Origin of the sequence: Bacillus sp. MSP13 (assembly GCF_000815295.1) — a bacterium.
GTDB lineage: Bacteria > Bacillota > Bacilli > Bacillales > Bacillaceae > Bacillus > Bacillus vallismortis.
This window is the reverse complement of the sequence record NZ_JXAQ01000014.1, coordinates 271838-283769: the sequence shown is the minus strand read 5'-3', so window position 1 is coordinate 283769 and position 11932 is coordinate 271838. Positions and strand designations below refer to the sequence as shown.

At 46.5% G+C, this 11932-nt stretch carries 13 protein-coding genes; 7 read left to right on the top strand and 6 right to left on the bottom strand.

What is annotated here, in order from left to right:
* Window positions 1-122: 122 nt before the first annotated feature.
* Complete coding sequence (locus SC79_RS18080; protein ID WP_010330868.1) at window positions 123-443, bottom strand: YfhH family protein; 321 nt, start codon at window positions 441-443, stop codon at window positions 123-125.
* A gap of 7 nt (window positions 444-450) precedes the next feature.
* Window positions 451-1242 (bottom strand): recombination regulator RecX, encoded by a 792-nt coding sequence (gene recX, locus SC79_RS18075; protein WP_039076255.1) that lies wholly within the window; start codon window positions 1240-1242, stop codon window positions 451-453.
* Between the two features lie 88 nt (window positions 1243-1330).
* On the opposite strand from recX, the gene SC79_RS18070 reads away from it, so the two are divergent.
* The 3 genes from SC79_RS18070 to SC79_RS18065 all read left to right on the top strand — a co-directional run bounded on the left by SC79_RS18070 (window position 1331) and on the right by SC79_RS18065 (window position 2664).
* Window positions 1331-2242, top strand: a complete 912-nt coding sequence (locus tag SC79_RS18070) for a TIGR01777 family oxidoreductase (protein WP_039076254.1) — start codon at window positions 1331-1333, stop codon at window positions 2240-2242.
* 53 nt (window positions 2243-2295) lie between these two features.
* On the top strand, window positions 2296-2406 hold the full coding sequence (locus tag SC79_RS20250) for a YfhE family protein (protein ID WP_003223230.1): 111 nt from the start codon (window positions 2296-2298) through the stop codon (window positions 2404-2406).
* Window positions 2407-2472: 66 nt separating this feature from the next.
* Entirely contained in the window at window positions 2473-2664 is a 192-nt protein-coding gene (locus SC79_RS18065) for a YfhD family protein (RefSeq protein ID WP_014113102.1), read from the top strand.
* A gap of 38 nt (window positions 2665-2702) precedes the next feature.
* Here SC79_RS18065 and SC79_RS18060 read toward each other — a convergent pair whose 3' ends face one another.
* The 3 genes from SC79_RS18060 to mprF all read right to left on the bottom strand — a co-directional run bounded on the left by SC79_RS18060 (window position 2703) and on the right by mprF (window position 7113).
* On the bottom strand, window positions 2703-3287 hold the full coding sequence (locus SC79_RS18060; RefSeq protein WP_039076253.1) for a nitroreductase family protein: 585 nt from the start codon (window positions 3285-3287) through the stop codon (window positions 2703-2705).
* 86 nt (window positions 3288-3373) lie between these two features.
* A complete protein-coding gene (locus SC79_RS18055; RefSeq protein ID WP_039076252.1) occupies window positions 3374-4255 on the bottom strand; it encodes a PhzF family phenazine biosynthesis isomerase in 882 nt (293 codons plus the stop codon).
* 287 nt (window positions 4256-4542) lie between these two features.
* Window positions 4543-7113 (bottom strand): bifunctional lysylphosphatidylglycerol flippase/synthetase MprF, encoded by a 2571-nt coding sequence (mprF, locus tag SC79_RS18050; protein ID WP_039076251.1) that lies wholly within the window; start codon window positions 7111-7113, stop codon window positions 4543-4545.
* Between the two features lie 171 nt (window positions 7114-7284).
* On the opposite strand from mprF, the gene SC79_RS18045 reads away from it, so the two are divergent.
* Together SC79_RS18045 and SC79_RS18040 are read left to right on the top strand one after the other, a co-directional pair.
* A complete protein-coding gene (locus SC79_RS18045; protein ID WP_039076250.1) occupies window positions 7285-7767 on the top strand; it encodes a MarR family transcriptional regulator in 483 nt (160 codons plus the stop codon).
* A gap of 111 nt (window positions 7768-7878) precedes the next feature.
* Entirely contained in the window at window positions 7879-9435 is a 1557-nt protein-coding gene (locus SC79_RS18040) for an MFS transporter (RefSeq protein WP_039076249.1), read from the top strand.
* Here SC79_RS18040 and bstA read toward each other — a convergent pair.
* A complete protein-coding gene (gene bstA, locus SC79_RS18035; protein ID WP_039076248.1) occupies window positions 9432-9968 on the bottom strand; it encodes a bacillithiol transferase BstA in 537 nt (178 codons plus the stop codon). The genes SC79_RS18040 and bstA overlap by 4 nt on opposite strands.
* A gap of 123 nt (window positions 9969-10091) precedes the next feature.
* On the opposite strand from bstA, the gene SC79_RS18030 reads away from it, so the two are divergent.
* The gene (locus SC79_RS18030; protein ID WP_039076247.1) at window positions 10092-11339 is read left to right on the top strand and encodes an MFS transporter; all 1248 of its coding nucleotides are present in this window, start codon (window positions 10092-10094) and stop codon (window positions 11337-11339) included.
* Entirely contained in the window at window positions 11305-11922 is a 618-nt protein-coding gene (locus tag SC79_RS18025; protein ID WP_039076246.1) for a TetR/AcrR family transcriptional regulator, read from the top strand. The genes SC79_RS18030 and SC79_RS18025 overlap by 35 nt, the downstream gene beginning before the upstream one ends.
* Window positions 11923-11932 lie beyond the last annotated feature (10 nt).

Genomic DNA, 11932 nt, shown 5'->3' with positions numbered 1-11932 from the left:
TCGATATTAAAAAACAACGAGTTTCATCTTAAAAGATTATTGGAGTGAATTCAATGATTTTTTCCTTAAAATGCCGTGCAAATGTGCTGCAAATAAAAAGAGGCTGATATTCAGCCTCTCTGTTACGCTTGCTTCTGTTCTCGCAATACTGAGATTGGCAGCGCTTCCTCTTGATCAGGGGCCGAGGTTCTGTATCCCCATGCGAAAACGCCGTTTACATAACTGATGATAAACCCATCTTCAGAGCCTTCCACGCGATATGTTTCTCCCGGTGTGAAATCTTCCGGGTTCAGCAAATATGCTTTTGCCATTGCTATTTTCCGTTCGAGCACGGCCAGTTCGTTGATGATGCCGTGCTGTTCAGCTTTTCTTGCTTTTTCAGAAAGTGATGCAATTTCGGTATTGAGTTCGTGCGGTGTCATTTGACTGTATCGTTTCTCCATTTTTCAGCTACTCCTCTTCCTGCAGAAATTGCTCGATTAAATCGAGTGAGAATCCTTTGCGGAATAAAAATTGTTTGACTTTCATGGCGCTTTCATACGAGCCGTCATAGTGGTATTTTCTAAACGCTTTTTCGGCGTGAAGACGCAGCGCTTCTTTCTCCGTGTCTTCATCATTTTCATATTCAATCTGCTCGAGCGCGGCGCTGATGACATCAAATGAGAAACCCTTGCGCTGAAGCTGCATCTGGGCGCGCTGTTTGAGTTCTTTTGAGGAACATTTTTTATCCTTTTTAAGAAGCTTTTCAACATGCTTGACCGCTTCCCTCGTCTGATCCTCAAAGGAAAAGGAACTCAGCGCCTCCTTAATTGTCTCATCGTCAATTCCCTTCGCTCTCAGCTCTCTGAACAAAACGTCAGGGCCTTTTCCGTTCGTTTTTTTGTGGGTGCTGACATAGGCCGCGGCAAATTCCTGGTCGTTTAAGTACTTGTAGTCGTTGAGCTTATGGATGACTTCCGCAATGACAGGCGCTGAGGTTTCTTTTTTCTTTAAGTGGTCCTCTACCTCTTTCGTTGACCGCATTCGGTAGGATAAAAAGTCAAGCGCACGGTTGAAGCCTTTCTTTACTTCATCGCCGTATTGAATCTCATTGATGTCAAGGTCATCAAGCTCTTTTCCCTTTTTAAGCTCAAATTTCACGAGCACGTCCGCGTCCACACTGAAGGCGTATTTATCATCGAGAAAGATATTGAAGCGTTCCGTATTCTTTTTTTGCGCCGATATTTTTGTAATAAATGGCATCTTAATCTCCCTTCTGAGGCCTGAAAAGCGTTTTCTTTTATGAAAATGAGGTAAAGTATTGTTATTAGAACGATGAGGAGAGATGGTTATGAATATCGCAATGACAGGCGGAACCGGTTTTCTCGGCCAGCATCTGACAGGCGTTCTTACCCGCCAGGGACACCATGTTTATATTTTATCAAGAAACGCAAGTGAAACTGAACAAAAAAATATCACATATGTCCAATGGCTGACGGATGGAGCCGCACCGGAGCAGAAACTTCCTCATATTGATGTCTGGGTAAATCTCGCGGGACAATCGATTTTTGGCCGCTGGACAGAAAAAACGAAGCAGCAAATCCTCTCCAGCCGTATTCATGCAACGCGTGAAGTGCAGCGTCTTATTCATAAACAGAAGGAAAAACCGAAAGCGCTGATCCAGGCCAGTGCTGTAGGCATTTATGGCACAAGTCTTGAGAAGACCTTCACAGAGGATTCCGCAACGTCAGATGAGGATTTTCTCAGCCATACTGCACATTTATGGGAAAAAGAAGGACAGAACATTGAGGCGATGGGCATCCGGACGGTTTATGCGAGATTTGGCGTGATGCTTGGGGAAAAAGGCGCTCTCCCGCTCATGGTTCTTCCCTATAAACTTCTTGCCGGCGGCACGATCGGAACGGGCAGACAGTGGCTGTCATGGATTCATGTCGAGGACGCCGCCCAGATGATTCGATTTGCGATAGAAAACACCGACATCTCAGGACCCATAAATGTCACCGCGCCAAATCCTGTGGAAATGAAGCAATTCGGAAAAACGATTGCACGGGTGAAGCACCGCCCGCACTGGCTCCCCGTTCCGGAATTCTTTTTATCAAAGGCATTGGGTGAAATGAGTCTTCTGATTGTGAAAGGACAGCGCGCTCTTCCTAAAAAAGCGATAACCTCCGGATTTCGTTTTACATATTCGGACCTTGAATTCGCGCTCTCACAGCTGATAACGAACAGAAAAACTGTATAAAAACGGAAGGAAGCGTCAACCTTAAGAATAACATGGTTGAAGGAGGTCCTTTAATGGAAAAGAAGAGGGAGAAACATCAGCAAGGCGCCAACCTGAAGAAAATGCAGGAAGTTCTTTATTCAGGCGAATTTAAAAAAGCGGAAAAAGCTGCTAAGCGGAAATAGGAATACATAGGCCCTTTATGCCAGATACTATGTTTGTTTGATATCACTTTTTAGGGGGAATTTGATATGGGCAGAAATCATATCCACAAAAACCGTGATAAAAACAAACAAAAGCTTCCTCAAGTTCCCGACGCGTTGAAAAGGGAAACTGACGGCGTTTACGAAGAATATTCAAGCGAGCTTGCTGATGCGGATGACCGCGAAGCGCAAGAGCGCGCAAAAGCAGCAGACAACAGAGCGAAAAAGAAAAATCGTTAATGAAAAACCCCTTGTCTCCGTTTGAGACAGGGGGTTTTTTACAACTCGGTGAACCGTTCACGGATGGGCGTGCGCTTTTTGACTTCCGGCGCTTCGTCAGGATAGCCCGTTTGTATGATGGCGGCGAATCGTTCATCATCCTGTAAACCAAAGGCCTGGTGCACTACTTTGTCATAAAGGATTTTACCGCTTTTCCACACCATGCCGATCCCTTTTTCCCAAGCAAGAAGCTGAAGATTTTGGATCAAGGAGCTGGTTGCCGCAAAATCATCGTCCCGCGCTCTTTCATTTTCATCTTCTTGAAACACGACGAGCAGAAATCCGGGGACGCGTCCAAGTGTGTTTTTGAAATTTAGAAGCTTTTCCTCTGTCATATCCGGCTTGGCTTTTTTAGAGAACGCTGCAAATGTGTTGATCAGGTTGGCTTTTCCCGTCTCACTGGATACGTAAATAAATCTCCATGGCTCTGTCACTCTGTGATTTGGCGCATATTTTGCCGTTTCAAGCATGTCAAGAATGACTGCCGGAGGCACTGGCTCTTGTTTAAATTTTCGAATCGATCTTCTGCTGCGTATGATGTCCCGCAATGCTGAATGTTGATCTATCTGTTCGGATTGAGGCATACCGTCTCACCTTCCTAAACAATTGAAAATGATTATCATTCATAATGATAACGGAAAGTGCACCTTTTTGTAAACCTTCATCTGTATTAGATTTTAAGAATACGGGTTTCTGAGTATACAGCCGTTCCTGTCATGTTCACTTTCACTTGATCGCCTTCTTCGTTAATTTCAATTCCAACTTTTCCGTCTTTCCCGATTTCCTGCCCTTGTTCAATGATAAATTCACGCTGCTTGGCATGACCGTACTGTTTCATATAAGCCCCCATTACACCGGATGCAGTGCCCGTCACGGGGTCTTCTATCGTTCCCGAATATGGGGATGAAAAGTGGCGTCCGTGCAGGTCGCTGTCGGGGTGAACGGTTTCAAAGGTAAACGGGTGGACTGAAGCCTTTGGCAGATCAACTAACACGTCCGGAAACTGTTTGTTATCGGGCCTCATTTTTTTAGCGGCCTTTAATGATCTAAGCGGAACAATAGCTGTCCATATGCCAGTGCTGCCAAACACAATCGGAAGGTCTTCATGAAAATCTTCTTCCGTGATTCCTAGTGCGGCCGCAAGTTTTTTCCGATCGCCTGTAAATGGTTTGAATTGCGGGGAAGCCTGTTCAAGGGTAATATGAATGCGGCCGTCTTTTTCAGAAATCTTCACAGGCAGGGTACCGGCTTTTGTCTGGATGCTGTACGTTTTCCCGCTCTCCAGCATTCCTTTTTCGCATAATACGTAAAGAGAAGCGACAGTTGCATGGCCGCATAAATTCATTTCGTGTCCAGGGGTAAAGTAACGGAGTTCAAGATCAGCCGACTCGCTATTCCGAATAAAGGAGGTTTCTGAATATCCGGCACGCTCCGCTATAATCTGCATCTCTTCTTCCGTGTAATGGTCTCCCTTCAATACAACGCCTGCGGGGTTTCCTTTGCCGGGACTGCTTGTAAATGCTTCATATTTTAATACCTCTATTTCTTTCACTTGTCTGCCCGCCCTTTCTTTATCAATGTCTCTGTTAGTATAGCAAAAATGATTGAGAATTTTCCGTCATTATCAAAAAACCCATTTTCTTTTGAAAATGGGTCAGATTATTGTTTTAGGATTTTGTCATCTTTTCAGCGTGATGGAAACCCCTTATGGACGAGCATCGGAGCAACCTTTCTTAGGTTAGGCAAGACGCGCCTCCGTTCCTTTCAAACAAGTGATCACCGAAGCGCAGGACTTGCAACGAGTGCGAGGTTTTATCGACACGCTGGGACCCCGTCTCGTTAGACGGAGTCTTTTTTGCTTTTGCCGATCAGCCGCGTGACGAGGAACATGGTGACAGAAAGGGATCTGTTTTTTCGGTACGCCAAGTATTTGCCGCGCCACTCCGGTTTGTATTTTTCTTTAAAGGCCCTAAGCCCGCTGAAGCTGTACATGTATCTGACATTATTAAAAATGACAGCGGCAAATCTTTCTGACCAGAAGGATGTAAAGGAGGTGCCGACATTGGACAGTGGCGCCATTCCCATATTAAACGACGTACAGCCTTCCTCCTTCGCCCATAAAAACATGCGGATGAACAATGCGTCCATAATGCCACTCGGGGCGTCATCACGGTAGCGCATCAGATCGACCGAGATCTCCCCTTCTTGGTACATCGGCATGACATTTGCAAACGCAACGATCTCTCCTTCTGCGTTTTTCATGCAGGCAATCGGCGCTTTCTGTAAATATGAGGGGTCAAAAAAGCCGAGCGAGAATCCTTTTTCTTTTTTCGAGCCGAGCCATTCATCTGAGATCTGTTTCAGTTCCTCCAAAAACGCATTAGAAAATGGAGGATGGTCGACATGAAAGGAATATTCCTCCCGCTCAAAGCGGTTATTGATTGCCCGAAGGCCGGCTTTTTTCTTCCCGGTCAAGGTAAAAGTATTTAAATCCACGTAGGCTTCCTCGCCCAGTTTAAAGAAGTTATAGCCAAAATCGTGATACAGCGCCATGTCAGCTCGTTCAATTTGGTAAAACAGAACACTGAATCCTTTCTGATGCGCTTCGTTCAGAAATTCTTCCAGCACGAGCGAAAACGATTCCCTTTGGCCTGACGGATCACCGAGCACGACCAGCCTTCTGGCGATTTTCCCAAACAGAAGAAGGGCATTCCCATCACTTGAAAAATAAAACCGCTTATCTCCAAGATAGCCGAGATGGCTCAGCGCGTTCCCGCCACTTTCATTTAAAAATGAAGCAAGACGCTCTGGGTCAGCTTTTTCCCCGATTGGTTTTGTCTTTTTGTGATACACCACTGTAAATAAAAAGAAGAACAGCGGCACAATAATGATCGCCATGATGGTTGCATAGGTAATGTGCGAGGTGCTGTGAACGAAATATTCGTGGCGCATCACCTTCTTCATATGGTCCCAAATGAAACCGGCAATGAGGTTATAGTTAAAGAGCGCCACAGTGAAAAGCGCAGCAGCAAATATCATTTGTCCGAGTGTATAGGATGCCTGTTCTCGGACAAATTGTCTTTTCAAAAGCACCAGCAATACGATAATGATCGGAAGTACGAATATCGCACTGATGTTAAGTCCTTTTAAAAAGCTGAACACAAACCCGCCCACAAGCGCTGAAATCGCCATCGTATAGGAGCGTTTTGTCCGTTTATAAAGCTCAATCGGCAAAATCAGCAAAATGAGCGCTGAGCTTAAGGACAGGCCATTGAACAGCAGAAGGGCCGGGTGCGGTATGTGCGGAATAACGGTCAGCCTGTCAATCGGCAGAGATACTGAGGCTAGGACAATCAACCCGGCAACAAACACAATAAGTGAAAGCGAGCCTTGCAAAATTCTGAGTAATATCGCCCGCTGGATGACAAGCAAAACGTTTGTCGTCTCAATTGCCGGTGCGATGCGCGGGTTCGTTTCGAGCCGTTTCATTGTATTTTCGGTCAGGTCGCCGGCAGCAAAGAACAGCCCGAGACCGAATGGGATAAATGAATAGACGAGCCTGTACAAAACAATAGATGTCACAATGGCCTCTTGATGATAGCCAAGCTGCTCCATCCCGAGCAAAAACAAAAGGTCAAACGAGCCGAAGCCGCCCGGCACGAGGCTGATCATTCCTCCGATCGACGCGATGACGAACACTCCGAACACAGACCTGATATCAGCATGAATGCCCATAGCGGACAATGACAGATAGATGACAGTTCCGGCCATAAGCCATTCGGCAACGGAAGCGCCGATATAAGCGAAAATCGGATTTTTCATTTTGTCCGCATTCTCTTCGTCTCCGCTTTTTCGGCTTTTGATTTTCGCCACCGCCAAAGATACCGGCAAAATCAGCGCAAAACCGATCACAACTGCCCACAGCCAAGGCTTTTCATTGATCATTTTATCCACTGGCAGCACTCGCACGGCGGCGAAAACGCTGAAAACGGATAACCCGAGAAGCATAGATGATGTAAGCCAGGCAATTCCTTTTACGAGCGCCTTATGGTCTTTTGTATGCTCCTTATAGAACATCATTCTTAACCCAACCCCGGCTAAACCCCCGAACCCAAGCACATTATTAAATGAATTGGCGATCCAGGAAACCTTGAATACCTTTCCGTTGGTGATCGATAGGCGCATCGAGTATTTCAGGACGTAATCATACAGCGACATGGCCGCAACAGCCAGCAAGCCGACCAATACAAGGATAAATAAATCCATACGTTCCAGGCCGTTGATGACCATGAGCGTGCGTTTGAATGACAGATTTGTCAGTTCTTTTTTTGATTGATAAATAACAAATAGTAAAACCGCAATAGGAAAAACAATTTTTAAAACGGATAAAGCATTCTTTTTAATCAGCAATGGTCTCTCCAATCATATTCTAGTTCAATCTGCTTCCCTAATAATCTCCAACCCATTATACACTACCGTTATTTTTCGGACAAAGTCCCGCATGCGGTTTCTGCTCACTTTCTTTCAGGAGTGAAAATCGAGTAATATGGTAGAAGGAGCGAATGATGAGGAAGTGATGAAATGGAATATAATTTACATGATACAACGGTATTAAACGAAAACATTCTTTCATCTGAGGAACGGGAAATATGGGTGCTCTATATGAAAGTGCTAACCTCTGCCGGGCTCGGTGATGTGTCCGAGTGGATGAAGCTTGATATGAGCATGCCGCAAATGAAAGTGCTGATGCTATTAAACAACCATGGAACTCTGAAAGTAAGTGATATTGCTGAAAAAATGGGGGCATCTCTGTCCAATACAACGGGGCTGCTTGATCGCCTTGAGAAATCAGGGTTTGTCAAACGATCACATTCTGAAGAGGACCGCCGCTCAGTGGTTGTTCAGTTGACGGAGAATGCAAAAAATATTTTTCGGGGCCTTTATGAAAAGGGCCACCTGAAATTAAAGCGTTCCTTGGAGCTGCTGTCCCCTGAAGAAAAACAGGCTGTTTCCGAAGGGCTTTCTATCCTTTCCAAAGCATTAGAGAGAGCGAAAAAAGAATAAATCTACCAAGTCTGTCTTCTGCAAACCGTGGAGGCAGGCTTTTTTCATTGACATTTAATTCACTTAGAATGAATAATATATTTAAAGTGAACAAAAAGGGAGTTGATGAATATGTCTGAAGCATCGATAGAACAGAAAAGCCAAAAGTGGGCGATTAGCCTGTTTACCATCGGTGTGTTTATGGCTGCGCTGGATAACGGTATTATTTCGGCGGCTTTAACAACGATAAACGAGTCGTTTGCCGTTTCTCCTTCCTGGGGGTCGTGGGGCATTACCCTTTATACGCTCGGCCTTAGCGTCAGTGTGCCGATCGTCGGAAAGCTTTCCGACCGCTACGGCAGAAAGAAACTCTTTCTCATTGAGGTTTGCCTCTTTGGACTTGGTTCATTGCTTGTTGCTTTGAGCCAAAGCTTCCCGCTCTTTTTGATCTCACGGCTGATTCAGGCACTTGGGGGCGGCGGTATTTTCATTATCGGCAGCTCACACATTCTCGCTACCCTTCCAAAAGAAAAACAAGGGAAGGCACTTGGGCTGCTTGGCGCGATGAACGGGATGGCTGCTGTGCTCGGGCCGAATATCGGAAGTTTCCTGCTTGATTGGACTGGTTCTTGGCACTGGCTGTTTTTGATTAATCTGCCAATTGCCGTGTTATTGGTTGTTTTCGGCGCATGTTTTATTGCAGAAACGAAAGCGCCTGTAGCTAAACGGCTTGATGCGGCGGGAATCTTCCTTTTATCCTTGTCGATTTTAGCTGTGATGTACGGCATGACGAATCTTGACGGGGCAAATCTCTTCACCAGCTTGGGAGATCCCAAGGTTTACGGGTGTATTGGTTTTGGCATGCTCTGTTTTGCGGGGCTTATCTTGTTTGAAAGACGGGTTGAACTGCGCGGGGGCGATCCGATTTTGGCGTATTCTCTGCTGCGGAACCAACTGTTTCAGCGCACGCTTATCATCGGTTTGTTATCTGGCGGACTCTTGGCGGCGGTCATTTTTATCCCGTCATATGTTGAGCAGTATTTGGGTGTTCCTGCCGCAAAAGCAGGGTATTGGATGACTCCGCTTGCGTTAGCTTCAGGCATCGGCGCTTGGCTAGGCGGAGCGCTCACCGACAAAAAAGGACCGGTGAAAACCGTTATACTTTCCGGAATCATTTCATGTGCGGGGTTTGCTTTATTTCCGCTCTGGGTGACGGGGAAATGGGAGTTTGTGATCGCAAGTGTGGCAGCTGGAATCGGCTTTGGCTTTCTGTTGGGCGCGCCGCTGAACGTCCTAGTATCAGAGGCGGCAAAAACGAATAAGGGCACAGCGCTTGGCACGCTTTCATTGGTAAGGCAAATCGGGCTGACATTGGCGCCGACTCTTTATGCAGGTTTTATCACAGCCGGGTTTGACCAAATCGGTGATGAAATCAAGAGCCGCTTATCGGACAGCGGACAATCAGAAACGGCAATGCAGATGATGCCGGAGATCGACAGTTCTGATGTTTCTTCTTTACAAGAACAAATCGAACGCATTCCCGTGCCTGAAGTCAAAACTGCGATAAGCGATGCCATTCATGCGAGTGTCGCTAGCGGCTACGATCATTTATATGCTGCTGCCGCTGTGATTTCTCTGCTGGTGATTGCCGCTATCAGTCTTCCGGCTTTCCGCCAGAAAAAACGTTAAGACCATCCCATCCGTTTAGAAAGCTCCGTCATCTGGGCGATATGATGATGTGAGTGCCAGACATACAGCCCGAGCGCGTTCTCCAAGGTCATGATCTCTTTTGTGTCGGGGTGATAAAAACCGCGCTGAAATTGCTGATCCGTCAGGGTGCGGAGAAGAGCCGTCCACCTCCCGTGAAGCGCCTGCAAAAGCGCGAGTGAATCGCTTGGATCTGCTGTTTTCGAGTCCTTTAGCTCCGACCACGCTTTTTCATCATATGGACGGATGGCCGGTGTCTCTTCCGTCAAGCTTAATTTAAACCGAATATAGCTGTTCATATGACTGTCAGCCAGATGATGAACCACTTGCCGAACGGTCCATCCCCCGTCCCGGTATGGTGTGTCCAGCTGGCTGTCCGTCATGCCTTCTACGGCTTGCTTCAGTTTGGCAGGCACTTTTTCAAGCGCTTGAATCCATTCCTCTTTTTGCTCCTTCGATACGGATTTCCTCGGCTTGTATTCTCCTATTGGGTAGCTTAGATTGGCTTTTGTCATGGAAGTTCCCCCTTCTGATTCGTCATCTCCCTTATTTTACAAGAAAAAGATTGTATCTTGTGATTATTTCTCATACAATAAAAACGACACGTATGTCATTTTTATTGTATAGGGGGATGAATCATGGAAAAACCGTTGTTTCGCAAAGGGCTGATGACACTGTTAGCCTCGCAAACTATTTCTTCACTTGGAGACTGGCTTCACATTTTGGCCGTGCTGACATTGTCCGCTTTTCAGCTTCACGCTTCATCGTTAGATATGTCATTTTTAATGATGTCATTTGCTATGCCTGTCATTATACTCGGCCCGGTATCGGGATTGTTAGCCGACCGCTTTGACAGAAAAACAATCATGTTTCTGTCGGAAATCGGGCGTGCCCTCACCGTTATCAGCTGCGTTTATGTCAGTGAGCTTTGGCAGCTTTACGTATTGCTAAGCCTCCAGAGCAGTTTTTCTTCCCTTTTTTCACCTGCTAAAAATGGAAAGCTTAAGGAATTGGCCCCGGAAGCTCACATTCAGCAGGCCGTCTCCGTCAGCAGCATGATCGATAACAGCGCAAAAGTCTTCGGCCCCGCCCTCGGCGGCATGCTGATCGCCGCTGTCTCTATCCATTCTGTTTTCTATATCAACGCCGGCGCCTTTCTTCTATCCGCTGTCATTTTGTTTTTCCTCCCCAGAGATGCTTTTTTACAAAAAGCCCATACACCTCAAGAAAAAATGCCGGCAATCGCTTCTATAATAGAAGGGCTTCAGTTTATGAAACGGGTGCCGCTTCTTTTAACAGGCTTGCTCACTGCTTGTGTTGTTCTCTTTGTTTTGCAGATTGGTGATTCACAGGCGATTATCCTCATCCGCTCTTTTTCAGGCGCGCCGCCCGAGCTTGCAGGCTGGTGCATGGCCGTAAGCGGAGTCGGCATGCTCCTTACGGCAGCAATGATCGGCAGACGGCGAATCACTTCTTATTTGCTTCATTTCTCAGCAGGGACCTTTCTGCTTGGACTAGCGACTGGAGGTGTGCCATTTCTGAGCGGCATGGGAATTGCCGGCATCGCTCTTTTTATTTTCGCTTTTTTCATCATGGGAGCGGCTTTTGGCCTCGTTCATATTCCTTTTCAAATTCTCGTGCAGACAACGGTGCCTGTCGATTACAGCGGCAGGGTGTTTGGCGCCATTCAGAGCGCGACGACCCTCGCCTCCATCCTCGGCATGGCGGGCGGGGGCGTACTGGCGGAATGGATCGGCGTATCACTGGCTTTTCTTGTCTGCGGCTGCTTGCTGATTACGGTCGGGTTGATTACACTAGTAGGTAAGAAAATTGCAGAAAGCAGGCGATATCTTGTCACCGAAAGTAACAAAGGAGCACAAGGATAAACGTCAGGCGGAGATTTTAGAGGCTGCCAAAATCGTGTTTAAACGAAAAGGATTCGAATTAACGACAATGAAGGACGTTGTGGAAGAGTCAGGTTTTAGCCGCGGCGGTGTCTATCTTTACTTTTCAAGCACTGAGGAGATGTTTCGCCGCATCATTGAAGCCGGGCTTGATGAAGGGCTCCGAAAACTTGATGAATCAGCTGAACATCAAAGTGTTTGGACCGCCATTTCCAGCTATTTGGATGAACTTTCTGAAGGTCTGCGGGATGCAGCGGATACACTGGCGCCGGTGCAGTTTGAATATTTAGTAACCGCTTGGCGCAATGAAGAACGGCGGCAGTATTTGGAGAAACGGTATGATCTTTTTGTAGAAAGGTTTTCAAAGCTACTGCAAAAAGGAATCGATCAGGAGGAATTTCAGCCGGTGCAGCCTCTGGAGACGATTGCGAAGTTTTTCCTCAATATAAATGACGGCATCATCCAGAACGCGCTTTATTTTAATGAAGAAAAAGCTGATGTATCCGGGCTTGCTGAATCTGCAAAACTGTATTTAAAAACGGTGCTGCAAGCGGATGAGAAATAAGTAACGCGGC

Coding starts and splice junctions, on each gene's coding strand:
- SC79_RS18080 (WP_010330868.1), bottom strand. CDS start 443: ATGGAGAAACGATACAGTCAAATGACACCGCACGAACTCAATACCGAA.
- recX (WP_039076255.1), bottom strand. CDS start 1,242: ATGCCATTTATTACAAAAATATCGGCGCAAAAAAAGAATACGGAACGC.
- SC79_RS18070 (WP_039076254.1), top strand. CDS start 1,331: ATGAATATCGCAATGACAGGCGGAACCGGTTTTCTCGGCCAGCATCTG.
- SC79_RS20250 (WP_003223230.1), top strand. CDS start 2,296: ATGGAAAAGAAGAGGGAGAAACATCAGCAAGGCGCCAACCTGAAGAAA.
- SC79_RS18065 (WP_014113102.1), top strand. CDS start 2,473: ATGGGCAGAAATCATATCCACAAAAACCGTGATAAAAACAAACAAAAG.
- SC79_RS18060 (WP_039076253.1), bottom strand. CDS start 3,287: ATGCCTCAATCCGAACAGATAGATCAACATTCAGCATTGCGGGACATC.
- SC79_RS18045 (WP_039076250.1), top strand. CDS start 7,285: ATGGAATATAATTTACATGATACAACGGTATTAAACGAAAACATTCTT.
- SC79_RS18040 (WP_039076249.1), top strand. CDS start 7,879: ATGTCTGAAGCATCGATAGAACAGAAAAGCCAAAAGTGGGCGATTAGC.
- bstA (WP_039076248.1), bottom strand. CDS start 9,968: ATGACAAAAGCCAATCTAAGCTACCCAATAGGAGAATACAAGCCGAGG.
- SC79_RS18030 (WP_039076247.1), top strand. CDS start 10,092: ATGGAAAAACCGTTGTTTCGCAAAGGGCTGATGACACTGTTAGCCTCG.